The organism is Janthinobacterium sp. GMG2 (assembly GCF_033949445.1).
In the GTDB taxonomy this organism is placed as follows: domain Bacteria; phylum Pseudomonadota; class Gammaproteobacteria; order Burkholderiales; family Burkholderiaceae_D; genus Janthinobacterium; species Janthinobacterium aestuarii.
Window position 1 is genome coordinate 469,653 of record NZ_JAXAWA010000004.1, and the last position, 16,296, is coordinate 485,948.

Consider the following 16,296-nt stretch of genomic DNA (forward strand, 5'->3'; position numbering starts at 1 on the left):
GATGGCGTTCATCGTCATCATCCCGGCCCGCCTGGCCTCGACGCGCCTGCCGGGCAAGCCGCTGGCTGACCTGGGCGGCAAACCCATGGTGGTGCGCGTGGCCGAGCAGGCAGCCCTGTCGGGCGCCGCGCGCGTCATCGTCGCCACCGACCACGAATCCATCCGCGCCGCCTGCGCCGCGCATGGCGTGGAAGTGTGCATGACGCGCAGCGACCATCCGTCGGGCACGGACCGCATCGCCGAAGTGGCGCGCACGCTCGAGCTGCCGCTCGATGCCGTCGTCGTCAACCTGCAGGGCGACGAACCGTTGATCGATCCGGCCTTGCTGGCCGCCTGCGCGGCGCAGATCAGCGCCGCCGTCCCCATGGCCACGTGCGCCCATCCGTTGCACGACGTGGCCGATGCGTTCAACCCGAACGTGGTCAAGGTCGTGCTGGACAAGAATGGCCGCGCCTTGTATTTCTCGCGCGCGACGATTCCGTGGCACCGCGACGGCTTCGCGCAGTCGAAAGACAGCCTGCCGGCCGGCTATGTGCCGCTGCGCCATATCGGCCTGTATGCCTACAGCAATGCATTCCTGCAAGAGTATCCGCAATTGTCCGCGTCGCCGCTGGAAGCGATCGAGGCGCTCGAGCAGTTGCGCGTGCTGTGGCACGGTGTTGCCATCGCCGTGCATGTCACGGACTCGGCCCCGGCCGCCGGTGTCGACACACCGGAAGATCTTGCCAGGGTGCAAGCCCACTATCGCGCCCAGTAAGCGCGTTACCCGCAAAACGGCAGGCGTGCAAATATAATTTTGTGCGCCTGCAGCAAAAACCACATTTTGAAACGTCTGCTTCGCTAATTGCTGGCTTTGATCAATCAGGGCATAGCAATTCGACAGCAAACTGGCGTTCCGGGGATTTTTTGTGGTAAGTTTCGTAGGGAAAGATAGCCATAGCAACATCATCTAAAAATAATTACACATACCACCATCCAAAATCTGTTTTTTAGGAACTTTTCAATGCGTCTGATACTTTTAGGAGCACCCGGTGCCGGCAAGGGCACCCAAGCTAACTTCATCAAAGAAAAATACAATATTCCACAAATCTCCACGGGCGACATGCTGCGCGCGGCGATCAAGGAAGGCACGGAACTGGGTCTGGCAGCGAAAAAAGTCATGGATGCGGGCGGCCTCGTGTCGGACGACATCATGATCGGCCTGGTCAAGAACCGCCTGCAGGAAGCCGATTGCGCCAATGGCTATCTGTTCGACGGCTTCCCGCGCACCATCGCGCAAGCGGACGCCATGAAAGATGCCGGCATCAATGTCGACTACGTACTGGAAATCGACGTGCCTGACGCTTCGATCATCGAGCGCATGGACGGCCGCCGCAGCCACCCGGGTTCGGGCCGCGTGTACCACGTCAAATTCAATCCGCCAAAAGTCGACGGCGTCGACGACATCACGGGCGAGCCGCTGATCCAGCGCGACGACGACAAGGCGGAAACCGTCAAGAAGCGCCTGGACGTGTACCACAACCAGACCAAGGTTTTGCTCAACTACTACAATGACTGGGCCAAGTCCGGCCTGCCAGGCGCGCCGAAATACCGCCGCATCGCCGGTGTCGGTCCGGTCGAGCAAATCCGCGACAGCGCATTTGCCGCCCTGGCGGAATAAGCAGTGTTTGAAAAGCGGACCTGAGTGTCCGCTTTTTTTGTGCCCGCGCTTCAGGCGGGCGCCGTATCGTTTTCGTGGTTCAGTTTTTTTGCAGGTCGTGTTTTCCTGGCTGCGCGTGCCTACCCGGTGCGGTCTGCAGCTGTTGGCAATGACGTCGGATAAAAACAGAAGGGGACGATATGGCAGCCAGTTTGTGGTTTGCGGTAGCCTGCGGCGTGGTCGCAGTCATTTACGGTTTGGTGTCGCGCAGCTGGATCCTGAGGCAGGATCCCGGCAACGCGCGCATGCAGGAAATCGCGCTGGCCATCCAGCAGGGCGCGGCCGCCTACTTGGCGCGCCAGTACCGCACCATCGCCATCGTCGGCGTGGTGCTGCTGATCGCCATCTATCTGCTGCTCGGCCTGCATACGGCGCTGGGCTTCCTGATCGGCGCCGTGCTGTCGGGCGCCTGCGGCTTCATCGGCATGAATGTCTCGGTGCGGGCCAATGTGCGCACGGCGCAGGCGGCCACGCATGGCATCAACCAGGCGCTGAACGTGGCTTTCAAGGGCGGGGCGATCACCGGCATGCTGGTGGTTGGCCTGGGCTTGCTGGGCGTGACCCTGTTCTACTGGCTGCTGGTGACGACGGGCGCGCCCGGCCTGACCCAGCATGATTTGATCAAACCGCTGATCGGCCTGGCCTTCGGCGCCTCGCTCATTTCCATCTTCGCGCGGCTCGGCGGCGGCATCTTCACCAAGGGCGCCGACGTGGGCGCGGACCTGGTGGGCAAGGTCGAAGCGGGCATCCCCGAGGACGATCCGCGCAACCCGGCCGTCATCGCCGACAACGTGGGCGACAATGTGGGCGACTGCGCCGGCATGGCGGCCGACCTGTTCGAAACCTATGTCGTGACCCTGATCGCCACCATGCTGCTGGGCGCACTGCTGATGGCAGAAGCGAGCAGCACGGCCATCATCTACCCGCTGCTGCTGGGTGCCGTGTCCATCCTCGCTTCCATCGTCGGCTGCTCGATGGTCAAGACCAAGCCGGGTGCGAAGATCATGTCGGCCCTGTACACGGGCTTGTGGTGGGCCGCCGGCCTGTCCCTGGTCGGCTTTGCCGTCGTCACGTGGCTGCTGTGGCCCGACGACGCCATGCGCTACAAGATGCTGGGCGCCACCGTCGTCGGCATCGTCCTCACGGGCCTGATGGTGTACATCACCGAATACTACACGGGCACGGATTTCAAGCCCGTGCGCCACATCGCCGAAGCGTCGACGACGGGCCACGGCACCAACATCATCGCCGGCCTGGGCGTGTCGATGAAGTCCACCGCGTATCCGGTGCTGGCCGTCTGCGTCGCCATCCTCGTCTCGTATCAACTGGCGGGCCTGTACGGCATCGCCGTTGCCGCCACGTCGATGCTGTCGATGGCCGGCATCATCGTCGCGCTCGACGCGTATGGTCCCATCACGGACAACGCGGGCGGCATCGCGGAAATGTCGGGCCTGCCCGACTCCGTGCGCGCCATTACCGATCCGCTCGACGCCGTCGGCAACACGACCAAGGCCGTCACCAAGGGCTATGCCATCGGCTCGGCCGGCCTGGCCGCGCTGGTGCTGTTTGCCGACTACACGCATGCGCTCGAATCCGTGGGCCAGCACATCACCTTCGATCTGTCGAACCCCATGGTCATCGTCGGCCTGTTCATCGGCGGCCTGATACCGTATCTGTTCGGCGCCATGGCGATGGAAGCCGTGGGCCGCGCGGCCGGCGCCGTGGTGGTGGAAGTGCGGCGGCAGTTCCGCGACATCAAGGGCATCATGGAAGGCACGGCGCGGCCCGAATACGACAAGGCCGTCGACATGCTGACGGCGTCGGCCATCCGCGAAATGATCGTGCCCTCCTTGCTGCCCGTGGTGGTGCCCATCGTCGTGGGCATGCTGCTGGGGCCTGCGGCCCTGGGCGGCCTCTTGATGGGGACCATCGTCACGGGCCTGTTCGTGGCCATATCCATGACCACGGGCGGCGGCGCCTGGGACAATGCGAAGAAATACATCGAGGATGGCCATTTCGGCGGCAAGGGTTCCGATGCGCACAAGGCGGCCGTCACGGGCGACACGGTGGGCGACCCGTACAAGGACACGGCCGGTCCGGCCGTGAACCCCCTGATCAAGATCATCAATATCGTGGCCCTGCTGCTGGTGCCGCTGCTGCCGGCCACGGGCTGGCTGGCGGTCAAGGCGCCGGCACCGATCCACGCGCCCGTGCCGCCCATCCTGGCGCCGGCCACACCGGTGCAAAGCTTGCCGGCGCAATAAACGCCACGTCAAACAGCCCCGTTTCCAGGGGCTGTTTTTACGTCGGGCATGTCAAAATTTCCTGATTTCCATATCGTGTACGTATCAAAAGTGAGCAAATGTTACAGCGCCTTGCCTGCGCCAGCCGCCTGCCAATAATGAAGGAGTCACTTCAGGCAGCAGAAGGCAGGAGGCATCATGGACAAGGCAGACAAACGGCGCTGGCTGATGCGGGGGCTGGCCGTGGCGGTGGGGCTGGCGCTGGCCGGCAGCGCCTGGGCCGATCCTGGCAGGCATGGACGGCACGGTGGACACGGCTTCCACGGCCATCATGGTCATCACGGACACGGCCATTTCCGTGGCCGCTCGCATGTCGGCGTGTGGCTGGGTTCTAGCTGGGGCTACGGGCCGGGGTGGTACGGCGACCCGTGGTACCGCCATCCGTACGGACGCACGGTCGTGGTACAGCCGCTGCCCGTCGCGCCGCCCGTGTATGTCGAGCAGGGCGGGGTGCCGACGGCGCCGATGTGGTACTACTGCCGTCAGCCGCAAGGCTATTATCCCTACGTGACAAGTTGTACATTGCCGTGGCGCGCCGTGGCGCCGGGCAGTGTGCGCTGAAAGCGAGGTGCGACATGAACGGGAAAACAGGCGCAGTGTGCGGGGGCGTGCTGGCGCCCCTTGTGCTGGCGGCATGCACGGTGATGCCGCAAGGGCCATCGGCCATGGTGTTGCCCGGCACGGGCAAGAGTTTCGCGCAATTCCAGGGCGATGACGCCCAGTGCCGCGGGTATGCGCAGGCGCAGCTGGGCGGCAGTTCGGCGCAGCAGGCCGCGGCCGACAGCGGCGTGCGCAGTGCGGCCCTGGGCACCTTGCTCGGTGCGGTGGCCGGCGCCGCCATCGATGGCAGCCATGGCGCCGGCGTGGGTGCCGGCACTGGGCTGGTCTTTGGCGCGCTGGCCGGCACGGGCGCGGCCGACAGTTCGGCGTATGGCATGCAGCGCCGCTATGACTACGCCTACCAGCAATGCATGTACGCGAGCGGCCACAAGGTGCCCGTGGCCGGGCAGATGCTGAGCAGCGTGCCGGCCAATGCCGCCACGCCGCCGCCAAATACGCCGCCGCCCCGCTATTAGAAGCGCGACGTCAGGCCGACGAACATGCGCCGTCCCGGCACGTAATAGTCGACCAGTCCATCGGCCAGCGGGCCTTTCTTGAACAGGTTTTCCACGCCGCCGCGCACGGTCCATTGTGGCGTGACCTTGTACGACACGACCGTGTCGACGATGGTGTAGGCCTTGTTGGCCGCCTGGCCCGCGTCGAGTTCCTTGCCCGTGTACTGGGCCGATACTTCGCCGAACAGCTGGTCGTTGACTTGCCAGCCCAGGGCCGAGTACCACGACAGCTTCGGCGTCGACAGCAGGTTGGCGCCCGTCGTCAGGTTTTTCGCTTCCGCCATGTAGGTCATGTTGTTACGCCAGTTCAGGTTTTTCGTCAGCGGGATGGTGGCCGTCGCTTCCACGCCGCTGGTGCGCGCTTTCTGGATATTCGTCATCTTGGTCCACCACTGCTTCTGGTAAAAGCCCAGCGGCGCGTAGTCGATCTTGTTCTTGAAATCCGTGTGGAAGTACGTCACGCCCACGTCCCAGCCATTCTGTTCCCACGCCACGCCGATTTCGCCGGCCGTGCTCGTTTCCGGCTTCAAGTCCGCATTGCCGGCCATGTAGCAGCCGCCCGTGATGTAGCCCAGGGGTTTGAGGCTGCCGCAACCGCGTCCGCCCGACTGCGTGGCCGCCGCCGGCGAGTTTTCCTTCAGGCTCGGGGCGCGGAAGCCTTGCGACACGCCGCCCTTGATGGTCCAGGCGGGGGCAGGGTGGTACACCAGGTACAGGCGCGGGCTGTAATGGTTGCCGAACTTGCTGTGGTGGTCGAGGCGCAGGCCGGCCGTGGCCGTCAGGTTGTCGCGCAGGAACAGCTGGTCTTCCGCAAACAGGGCCGATGTGGTGCCGGACAGGGTGGCGCCGCTCACGGGGTTGCCCAGGTAGTCGGTGGGGATGGTGCCGATGGTGTCCGTGTTCGTCAGTTCCTGGTGCTTCCATTGGCCACCCATCACCAGCATCTGCTCGATGCCGCCCCAGCCGACCCGTTTTTCCAGGCTGGCGTCGAGGGTGCTGTCCTTGGATTTTGCCACCGTGCCGACGACTTCGTTGTCGAAATCGTTGTGGTACAGGTTGACCATGGCCTTGCCGAAGTCCCAGCGGCCTTCATAGCCGATGCTGGCGCTCTTGCGTATCAGCTTGCTGGCGCCCCAGGCGCCGAACAGCGGGTAGCCGTCCGCGTCGAGCGTGGTTGAATCCGTCGATTGCTGCTTGCCGTAGCTGGCGTCCAGCGTCAGGTTCTGTTTCTTGTCCAGCGCCCAGCTCAGCTGGCCTGTGACAGTCTGGTTGCGTTCGCCGCCGATGCCGCCCGATTTGCCGATGGCTTTTTCATCGGGATTCTGGCGCGTCTGGCCCACGCCCAGGCGCATGCCGACCGTGTCCGACAAGGGGCCGGCCAGGTTCACGCCCAGCTGGTGCGCCGTGCCGCGGCCGCTGTCCTGCGGCTGCGTGTAGTTGGCCGTGGCCGAACCGTTCCACTTGCCCGGCACCTTGCGCGTGATGATGTTGATCACGCCGCCCATGGCGTCCGAGCCGTACAGCGAGGACATGGGGCCGCGCACCACTTCGATGCGCTCGATCATGTCGGGCGAGATCCAGTTCAAGTCCTGGCGGCCCAGGTCCGGGCGGTAAGCCGTGTCGGCCGAGCTGCCCACGCGCTTGCCGTCGACGAGGATCAAGGTGTATTTGTCGGGCAGGCCGCGCAGCTTGATCTTCGATTCTTCGCCTACCGGGCTGGTGCCGCCCGTCACGCCGGGGATGCGGCGCAGCAGGGTGTTGAGGTCGTACACGGGCTGGCGCTCGATTTCCTCGCGCGTGATGACGCTGATGCTGGCCGGCGCATCCTTGATGTCGATGGCCGTACCCGACGCGGTGACGACCACCGTGTTCATGGTGGGATCGGCGGCCACATTGCCTTCGGCCCAGGCGCTGCTGACGGCCAAGGACAGCAGGCAGGGCAGGATCAGGGTGGTGCAATGGCGGGGACGGGCGGGAATGGCGGCTGGGACTGCGAAGGTTGCGAAGGCGGGACTGCGCTTGGTCATGGTGAACTTTCCGGATGTTGTTTTTTCCTGGCTGCCTTCCGGGTGGCTCGGGTATGAATGATTGAAAATGCAATAAACTGCGCTCCCATTCTGCTAATGAGAATAAGAATCGTTCTTATTGTAATGCTATCCTGGCAAGAAGGAAAGTGATGAAAGGAAATAAAACACCGTTGCAGCATATGCATGGCATCTGGCGCCGCGTGTGCCAATAATGAAAGCGGTATGATCGATGCATGGGGAGGTGGCATGAAGACGATGATCAAAACCATACCGGCGCTGGCCTGCGTCCTGCTGCTCGCTGGCGGCCATGCAGACGGTCAGGAACAGGCCGTTTCCGATGATTTGCCTGTGTGCCAGCTCGACCCGCGCGACAGCAGCAAGCTGGCCGTCGAACCTTGCCGCCCGGCGCCGCCCGTGCAGCCGCGCCGTTCCGTGCCGCAAGTGATCGGCCGCATGCCGGCGCAGCCCGCGCCTCCCGTCGTGCCCATGGCGCCCCTGCCGCCCAGCCCGGCCGTGCCCATCCCCCGTGCGCCGCAGCCGATCGGCGCTTGCGACACGGGCGGTTGCCGCGATGCGGCCGGCGCGCGCTACAACGGCGCGGGCAACGCCACGCTCGATGCCAACGGGCGCATCTGCCATCGCAATGGCGCGTTCATCCAGTGTTTTTAGCCTATCCGTTCTCTAACGCTGCAAGTTTTCGCTTGGTGGGTTCAAAAATAGCTACAATTGTCGCTGACATTACGTTTACGTAAACGTAACTATGGCACCATGTAACCATCAGGCGCCGGGAACACGGCCCTTATCACTCAGGAGATTTCATGCAGATTCAAGACAATGTATTCATCATCACGGGCGGCGCATCGGGCCTGGGCGCGGCCACGGCGCGCATGCTGACGGCGGCGGGCGGCAAGGTCGTGCTGGCCGACGTGCAGACGGAAGCGGGCCAGGCGCTGGCCGCGGAACTCGATGGCGTGTTTGTGCAGTGCGACGTGACGTCGGAAGAAGACGGCATGGCCGTGGTGGCCGCGGCCACCAAGCTGGGCACCTTGCGTGGCCTCGTCAACTGCGCCGGCGTGGCGCCGGCCGTGAAAACCGTGGGCAAGGATGGCCCGCATCCGCTGGCCCTGTTCCAGAAAGTCGTCAACATCAACCTGGTGGGCACCTTCAATATGTGCCGCCTGGCGGCCGACACCATGGCCAAGCAGGATGCCACCGCTGAGGGCGAGCGCGGCATCATCGTCAACACGGCGTCCGTGGCGGCCTACGATGGCCAGATCGGCCAGGCAGCCTACGCCTCGTCGAAGGCAGCCGTGGTGGGACTGACCCTGCCGATGGCGCGCGACCTATCGCGCAACGGCATCCGCGTGATGACGGTGGCGCCCGGCATTTTCGAAACGCCGATGCTGCTGGGCATGCCGGCCGAAGTGCAGGATGCGCTGGGCAAGATGGTGCCGTTCCCATCGCGCCTGGGCAAGCCCGGCGAATACGCGCAACTGGTGAAAGCCATCGTGGAAAACGTCATGCTCAATGGCGAAACGATTCGTCTCGACGGCGCGATCCGCATGCAACCGAAGTAAGCCCTCGGCGAGGGTGCAGCGCCGTGGCCGGCATTTGAGGTAGCATACCCGGGTATCTTTACCGGAGTAAGCATGATCACATTGAAGCCGCTGGCGCTGAGCCTGACCTTGCTGGGAGCACTCGCTGCCAGTCCCGTATTTGCCGAGGTGCCGCAAAAGGCGCCGGAAGTCGCCACCGCGTATGCGGAAAAATCGGGTTGGGCGGCGCAGAAATTCATGGTCGCCGCCGCCAATCCGCTGGCTGCCGATGCGGGCTATCAGATGCTGAAAAAGGGCGGCAGCGCCATCGACGCGGCCATCGCCACGCAGCTGGTGCTGACCCTGGTCGAGCCGCAATCGTCGGGCATCGGCGGTGGCGCATTCCTGCTGTACTCCACGGCCAAGGGCGTGCAGGCGTTCGACGGACGCGAAACGGCGCCGGCCGCCGCCGATGAACACCTGTTCCAGAATCCGGACGGCAGCCCCGTCTCGCGCGCCACGGGCGTGGTGGGCGGGCGTTCCGTGGGCGCGCCGGGCGTGCTGCGCATGCTGGAACTGGCGCACAAGGAACATGGCAAGCTGCCGTGGGCGACCCTGTTCGGCCCCGCCATCAAGCTGGCGCACGGCGGCTTTCCCGTCAGCCAGCGCCTCAACGGCTTGCTGAACTGGGACCAGGCCTTGAAGCGCGACCCTGTCGCCGCCGCGTATTTCTATGACAAAGAGGGCAAGGCCTGGTCCGTCGGCCACGTGCTGAAGAATCCCGAACTGGCGCGCACCTTGCGCGAGATCGCCCGCGGCGGCGCCGACGCTTTTTACAACGGCCGCATCGCGCGCGACATCGCCGCCAAGGTGGCCTCGCACCCGACCAACCCGGGCAAGCTGACGGCGACCGACATCGCCGGCTACAAGGCCAAGGTGCGCGAGCCCGTCTGCAGCGATTACAAGGCCTGGACCGTGTGCGGCATGCCGCCGCCATCGTCGGGCGGCATCGCCATCGCGCAGATGCTGGGCATCCTGGAGGTCAAAGACATCCGGTCGTATCCGCCCGTCGACGGCGTGCTCAATGCGCAAGCGATCCACCTGTTCTCGGAAGCGGGGCGCCTGGCCTACGCGGACCGCAACCGCTACGTGGCCGACACGGACTTCGTGCCGCTGCCGGGCAATGGCGTCGCCTCGATGCTCGATAAAACCTACCTTGCCCAGCGCGCCGCGCTGATCGGTGAAAAATCCATGGGCAAGGCGAAACCCGGCACGCCGCCCGGCATGCAGGTGGCGTGGGGCATGGACAACGCGCTGCAGCGCCCGTCGACGTCGCACCTGGTGGCCGTCGACGCTTTTGGGGACGGCCTGTCGATGACCACCAGCGTGGAAGACGCGTTCGGTTCGCGCCAGATGGTCGACGGCTTTTTGCTCAATAACCAGCTGACGGATTTCTCGTTCGATTCGCGCGATGCGGACGGCCCGATCGCCAACCGGGTCGAAGCGGGCAAGCGTCCGCGCAGCGCCATGTCGCCCACCCTCGTGTTCGAGAAGGGCACGCACAAGCTGGTGCTGGCCACGGGTTCGCCCGGCGGCTCGTCCATCATCAATTATGTGGCCAAGGTCCTGGTCGGCACCATGGACTGGGGCTTGAACGTGCAGCAGGCGATCAGTCTGCCGAACTTCGGCAGCCGCAACGGCCCGACGGAACTGGAAAAGGGCCGCGCGCCGGCAGCGCAAGTCGAGGCGCTGCAGGCGATGGGCCACGAGGTGCGCGTGATCGAGCAGAACTCGGGCTTGCAGGGCATCATGCGCCTGAATGCGCATGGCAAGGATTTCTGGTTTGGGGGGGCGGATCCACGGCGTGAAGGCATGGTCAGGGGCGATTAGGGGCACCGGACCAAACCTACTGCGCGTCGGTATAGGCGGCCTGCGATGCTCACCGTACTAGAGTACGGTTGCGCTTCTTAGCCGCCTCTCCCTTCCGCTCGCTACGATTTTGTCCGGCGCCGTGCTGCCAACAATATACCTGCAGGAACTGGCGTCTACCTTCCAAACTTTTCCACAAAGCATCCAGACCCTGCTAATCTGCCGGCATGGGAATGCAAAATAAAACAGGCTTGATACTCACGGGAGGAGGCGCCCGTGCCGCCTATCAGGTGGGCGTGCTGCAGGCGATTTCGGCGATACTGTGGGAAGCGGGCTGGGCGCCGGCGCGCAATCCGTTCGACATCATCTGCGGCACCTCGGCCGGCGCCATCAATGCCACAGCACTGGCCTGCCGTGCCGATAACTTCGGCGAAGGCGTGCAAAAGCTGCTCGACGTGTGGCAGCACATCGAAGTCGAGCAAGTGTACCGTGCCGATTCGCTGGGCGTGATCCGCTCGGGCGCGCGCTGGCTGTCCCTGCTGTCGTTCGGCTGGCTGCTGCGCCAGTGGCATGCGTCGCCGCCCAATTCCCTGCTCGACAATACCCCGCTGGTCAGCCTGCTGCACCGCATGCTCGACCTGCCGCGCCTGGACGCGGCCCTGGCCGACGGCTTGCTGCATGCGCTGGCCGTGACGGCGTCGTCGTATTCGGGCAGCCGCCACATGACGTTTTACCAGACGGCCGAGGATATCGCGCCATGGGTACGCACGCAGCGCCTGGCCCTGCCGGACCAGATCGGCGTGGAGCATTTGCTGGCCTCGGCCGCCATCCCCTTCATCTTCCCCGCCGTGCCCCTGTACGTGGGCGGCCAGCGCGAATACTGCGGCGACGGATCCATGCGCCAGCTGGCGCCGATCTCGCCGGCGATTCACCTGGGCGCGAACAAGGTGCTGGTGGTGGGCGCCGGGCGCATGACGGAGCCGGCACCCGCCGCGTCCGAAGCGGCGCGCTATCCGAGCCTGGCGCAGATCGCCGGCCACGCGCTGTCGTCGATCTTCCTCGATGGCCTGGCCGTCGACATCGAACGCCTGAACCGCATCAACCTGACCCTGTCGATGCTGCCGCCCGAGTTGCTGGGCAAGACGGCCTTGCGGCCGGTGGAATTGCTCGTCATCGCGCCGTCCGAGCGGCTCGACGCCATCGCCAGCCGGCATATCGGCAGTTTGCCGCGTCCCATCCGCACCATGTTGTCGGGCATCGGCGCGGCAGAAGCGCGCGGCGCGGCGCTGGCATCGTATTTATTGTTCGAATCGACGTATACTAACGAGCTGATCCGTCTTGGACAGCGCGATACGCAGGCCCGCAAGGACGATGTACTGGCGTTTTTTGGTTCTTGAGACGGCCCTTGGAGCGGTGTGCGGGTTTTTCGCGTTTTTTTGACAGGACGATTGTGCGGGTATTTCGACGTGTTTGCGATGTTGCCTTACTGTTAATTTTGATGGCGGGCGGATGGGCCGTGGCGGCGCCTGCGCCCACCCTGCGTTTCGACCAGCTCAGCGTCGACCAGGGCCTGGCGCAGGAATCGGTGCTGGCCATCGCCCAGGACCGGCAAGGCTATATGTGGTTCGGCAGCCAGTCAGGCCTGAGCCGCTACGATGGCTACCGCATGGTCGTCTACAAGAATATCGAGGGCGACAAGACCAGCCTTGCCGATAACTGGGTCGGCGAGCTGCATGTCGATAGCCAGGGCCAGCTATGGGTGGGCACGGACAATGGCCTGGACCGCTTCGACGCCGCCAGCCAGACCTTCATCCATTACGGCCCGGCAGAAAAGAGCAAGCGCGGCAACGGCAACCGGCATATCCACGCCATTCTCGACGATGGCGCGCGCGGCTTCTGGATCGCCACCTCGGACGGCTTGCAGCATTTCGATCCCGCCACGGGCCGCTTCCGCACCTGGCACCATGAAGAGGGCAACCCGCACAGCCTGGGCGACAATGAAATCAAGGCGCTGGCGCTGGATGCGCAGCAGCGCCTGTGGATAGGCACGGTGACGGGCCTGGACATGCTGGCGCCGGGCAGCGAGCGCTTCGAGCATTTCGCCGTCGATGCGACGCCCGGCTCGAAGTACAACGTGATCCAATCGCTGCTGATCGACCGCCAGCAGAACCTGTGGATCGGCACCATGGCCGGCGCCGAGCGCTGGCGCCTGGGCGCCGCCGGCCAGCCGCCGCAATCGAGAGTGCGCTTAGGCGAGAAACATGGTTTTTCCGCCATCCGCGTGGCCAGCCTGTACCAGGATGTCGACGCCACCGTCTGGCTGGGCAGCAATGCCGATGGCCTGTTCCGCTGGCTGCCCGAAAGCGACACCTTCCTGCAGTACCGCCACCAGACGGGCGACAAGTTCAGCGTGGCCGACAACCAGCTGTCGTCGTTGTACCGCGACCGCGCCGGCACCTTCTGGGTCGGCTCCTGGTACAACGGCGTGAGCCGGGTCGACCTGGGCAGCGGCGGCTTTTCGCGCATGGCGCGCGCGCCCGGCGACGTGGGCGCGCTGGCGGACAAGAAAGTGCGCGCCGTGGCCGACGCGGGCGACGGCAAGCTGTGGCTGGCCACCAAGGGCGGCCTGAAACTGTACGACACGCGCGACGGCAGCTCACGCCTGTTCGACCTGCGCAGCGCGCCCGGCATGTCGCGCGACGAGCAGGTCACGACCCTGTACAAGGCGCCGGACGGCGTGCTGTGGGTGGGCGGCTCGACGGGCTTGCACCGATTCGATCCGGCCTTGGGGCGTTTCTTCACCATGCGCTTTGCCGCCGGCGATCCGAACAGCGACACCATCCGCAATATCGTCAGCGACCGCAGCGGCATGCTGTGGGTCTCGACGCGGGGCGGCGTGCACCGCTTCGACCCGGCCAGCAAGCGTTTTACCACGTACCGCCACGACCCGGCCGACCCGAACAGCCTGTCCGACAACATGGTGCGGCCCGTGCTGGAAGACGGCAAGGGGCGGCTGTGGATAGGCTCCTTCCACGGCCTGGACTTGCTGGACCGCGCCAGCGGCCGCTTCCGCCATTTCCGCCACGACCCGCAAAACCCGCAGAGCCTGAGCCACGACGAAGTGCATTTCCTGCACGAGGACAAGCGCGGCGTGCTGTGGGTGGGCACGGCCAATGGCCTGAACCGCATGGACATCGACGCCAAGGGCGAGATCCGTTTCCGCCGTTTCCTGCGCAAGGATGGCATGGCCGACGATGCCGTCGCCAGCATCCTCGGCGACGACAACGAGCAGCTGTGGCTGAGCACGAATAGCGGCATCACGCGGCTCGACATGCGCAGCGGCCTGTTTCGCAACTACGACAGCGCCGACGGCACGGTGGAAGGCTCGTACTTCGATGGCGCGGCCCTGCGCGCGTCCGATGGCACCATGTATTTCGGCGGCTTCAACGGCATGACGGCGTTCATGCCGCAGGATATCCACGACAACCGCGTGCCGCCGCTGGTGGCCGTCACGGAACTGCAGATCTTCAACAAGCCGGTGGGCATCGGCCGCGGCGAGTTCGCGCATGTGCTCAAGACGGCCATCGACCATACGCGCGAGCTGGTGCTGACCAGCCGCGAAAGCGTCTTTTCGCTGGAATTCGCGGCCCTGCATTTCGCCGCGCCCCAGCGCAATATGTTCGCCTACCGGCTCGAAGGCTTCGACCAGGACTGGGTCATGACCGATGCGGGCCGGCGCTTTGCCACCTACACCAACCTCGATGCGGGCAACTACGTGTTTCGCGTCAAGGCGGCCAACAAGGATGGCGTGTGGAACGAGAGCGGCACCACCCTGGCCATCACGATCTTGCCGCCGTTCTGGAAAACCTGGTGGTTCCGCACCCTGATGGCGGCGCTGCTGCTGGGCGCCGTGTATGGCGCCTACCGCCAGCGCGTGCGCACGCTGCGGCGCCAGCAGAACGAACTGGAAAAACTGGTCGGCGAACGCACGGCCGAGTTGCAGAGCAAGGAAATCGAAGTGCTGGCCCAGTCGGAAAAGCTGGCGCAGGTCAACAGCAGCCTGACGAAAAACGAGGAAAGCCTGCGCCAGGCCAAGCGCAAGGCCGAAGATGCGACGCGCCAGAAATCGGAATTTTTGGCCAACATGAGCCACGAGATGCGCACGCCGCTGGCTGGCGTGATCGGCATGCTGGGCTTTGCCCTGCGCGACGAGCAGCTGCACGACGCCACGCGCGAGCAGATCCTGCGCGGCCAGGCCAATGCCCAGTCGCTGCTGGTGATCATCAATGACTTGCTCGACTTTTCCAAGATCGAGGCGGGCAAGCTGAGTATCGAAAACATCGACTTCGCACTCGGCGCGGCCATCGAGACGGTGGTGACCCTGTTCGAGGAACAGGCGGCCGCGCGCAGCATCGGCTTTTCCATCGATTTCGCGCCTGACCTGCCGCCTTTCGTCGTGGGCGACCCGACCCGCTTGCGCCAGGTGCTGGTCAACCTGGTCGGCAACGCCTTCAAGTTCACCCAGCGCGGCGGCGTCAGCGTCTGCGTCGAGCGGGCCGGCGTGGCCAGCGGCAGGGGTGGGCGACGTGTCAACCTGATCCGCTTTACCGTCAGCGACAGCGGCATCGGCATCGATGCGGATGCGATGGCGCGCCTGTTCCAGAAGTTCGAACAGGCCGACGCCAGCACCACGCGGCGCTACGGCGGCACGGGCCTGGGCCTGGCCATCTGCCGCCAGCTGGTCGAACTGATGGATGGCGAAATCGAAGTGGCCAGCACGCCGGGGCAGGGCAGCACGTTCGCCTTCACCCTGCCGCTGGCCGATGGCGTGGCGCCGCCGCTGGTGCCGCAGGTGGCGCTGGCGCCGCACAGCCACCAGCTGCGCGTGCTGTGCGCGGAAGACTTCCCCACCAACCAGATCATCATCCGCGTCATGCTCGAGGAACTGGGACACCGGGTCGACGTGGTCGCCAACGGCGTGCTGGCGGTGGCGGCCTGCGTGCATACGCGCTATGACTTGATCCTGATGGACGGGCGCATGCCGGAGATGGACGGCGCCACGGCGACGCGGTTGATCCGCGTGGGCGGCTGGCCGGACCAGCCCGTGCGCGACCAGGAGCTGATGATCGTGGCCCTGACGGCGAACGCCAGCGAAGAAGACCGCAGCCGCTATCTGGGCGTCGGCATGGATGATTTCCTCAGCAAGCCGGTGGACGAGGCGGCGCTGCATGGCTTGCTGGCGCGCGCCATCGAGCGCCAGCTGCAGCGCGGTTTCATGCTGCCGCGCATGCCGTCGAACGCGCCGCGCGGCGCCGCGCGGGGGCAGGCCGAACTCGATGCCCTGTTCGGCATCGCGCCGGCAGTTCCTGTTCCGGCGCCTTCCCAGTCGATCCGCAGCGGCGAGCTGCAACGGCGCATCCGTGTCGCCTTCGTCGCCGACCTGGAAGGGCGCTTGCGCGAACTCGACGCCGCCCTGGCGGCGCAGGACCGCGATAACGCCGGGCGCCTGCTGCACGGCTTGAAGGGCAGCGCCGCCTATCTCGATGAAACGCAGCTGCACATGCTGTGCACGGAAATGGAAGAGGCGGCGGATGGCGGGCGCTGGACGCAGGTGGCCCTGCATTTGCCGCAATTGCGCGCACTGTTGGCGCAAATAGCCGTTTCGGGTCAAGAAATGTAAAATAGGCAATGCCGGCCATCGGGCGCGCGGCGAAACTGGGTAGAATACGGCCAGGCACCTTGACGCTG

At 65.1% G+C, this 16,296-nt stretch carries 11 protein-coding genes; 10 read left to right on the forward strand and 1 reads right to left on the reverse strand.

The window, feature by feature from the left end; translation table 11 throughout:
• Position 1: 1 nt before the first annotated feature.
• From kdsB to SKZ59_RS17935, 5 genes are all read left to right on the forward strand, one after another.
• Positions 2 to 757: a 3-deoxy-manno-octulosonate cytidylyltransferase gene (gene kdsB / locus SKZ59_RS17915; protein WP_072454458.1), complete on the forward strand. Its 756-nt coding sequence runs from the start codon at positions 2 to 4 to the stop codon at positions 755 to 757.
• A 246-nt stretch (positions 758 to 1,003) separates the two neighbouring features.
• Positions 1,004 to 1,660: an adenylate kinase gene (gene adk, locus SKZ59_RS17920; RefSeq protein WP_034751729.1), complete on the forward strand. Its 657-nt coding sequence runs from the start codon at positions 1,004 to 1,006 to the stop codon at positions 1,658 to 1,660.
• A 179-nt stretch (positions 1,661 to 1,839) separates the two neighbouring features.
• Positions 1,840 to 3,963 carry a sodium-translocating pyrophosphatase gene (locus SKZ59_RS17925; RefSeq protein ID WP_319992515.1) on the forward strand — a complete coding sequence of 708 codons (2,124 nt, stop codon included), beginning with the start codon at positions 1,840 to 1,842 and terminating at the stop codon, positions 3,961 to 3,963.
• Positions 3,964 to 4,140: 177 nt separating this feature from the next.
• Positions 4,141 to 4,563 carry a hypothetical protein gene (locus SKZ59_RS17930; RefSeq protein WP_083292778.1) on the forward strand — a complete coding sequence of 141 codons (423 nt, stop codon included), beginning with the start codon at positions 4,141 to 4,143 and terminating at the stop codon, positions 4,561 to 4,563.
• A gap of 14 nt (positions 4,564 to 4,577) precedes the next feature.
• Complete coding sequence (locus SKZ59_RS17935) at positions 4,578 to 5,078, forward strand: glycine zipper family protein (RefSeq protein ID WP_319992516.1); 501 nt, start codon at positions 4,578 to 4,580, stop codon at positions 5,076 to 5,078.
• Here the strand turns inward: SKZ59_RS17935 and SKZ59_RS17940 are convergent.
• The gene (locus SKZ59_RS17940; RefSeq protein WP_319992517.1) at positions 5,075 to 7,144 is read right to left on the reverse strand and encodes a TonB-dependent receptor domain-containing protein; all 2,070 of its coding nucleotides are present in this window, start codon (positions 7,142 to 7,144) and stop codon (positions 5,075 to 5,077) included. The two genes, SKZ59_RS17935 and SKZ59_RS17940, sit on opposite strands and share 4 nt — an antisense overlap.
• Before the next feature lie 246 nt (positions 7,145 to 7,390).
• Here SKZ59_RS17940 and SKZ59_RS17945 point away from each other — a divergent pair, with 246 nt between their 5' ends.
• From SKZ59_RS17945 to SKZ59_RS17965, 5 genes are all read left to right on the forward strand, one after another.
• Positions 7,391 to 7,813, forward strand: a complete 423-nt coding sequence (locus tag SKZ59_RS17945) for a hypothetical protein (RefSeq protein WP_319992518.1) — start codon at positions 7,391 to 7,393, stop codon at positions 7,811 to 7,813.
• Positions 7,814 to 7,962: 149 nt separating this feature from the next.
• Positions 7,963 to 8,721 carry a 3-hydroxyacyl-CoA dehydrogenase gene (locus SKZ59_RS17950; RefSeq protein ID WP_072454462.1) on the forward strand — a complete coding sequence of 253 codons (759 nt, stop codon included), beginning with the start codon at positions 7,963 to 7,965 and terminating at the stop codon, positions 8,719 to 8,721.
• Positions 8,722 to 8,793: 72 nt separating this feature from the next.
• On the forward strand, positions 8,794 to 10,569 hold the full coding sequence (ggt, locus tag SKZ59_RS17955; protein ID WP_319992519.1) for a gamma-glutamyltransferase: 1,776 nt from the start codon (positions 8,794 to 8,796) through the stop codon (positions 10,567 to 10,569).
• A 206-nt stretch (positions 10,570 to 10,775) separates the two neighbouring features.
• The gene (locus SKZ59_RS17960; RefSeq protein WP_319992520.1) at positions 10,776 to 11,945 is read left to right on the forward strand and encodes a patatin-like phospholipase family protein; all 1,170 of its coding nucleotides are present in this window, start codon (positions 10,776 to 10,778) and stop codon (positions 11,943 to 11,945) included.
• A gap of 101 nt (positions 11,946 to 12,046) precedes the next feature.
• Entirely contained in the window at positions 12,047 to 16,228 is a 4,182-nt protein-coding gene (locus tag SKZ59_RS17965) for a two-component regulator propeller domain-containing protein (RefSeq protein WP_319992521.1), read from the forward strand.
• The last annotated feature ends 68 nt before the right edge of the window (positions 16,229 to 16,296 follow it).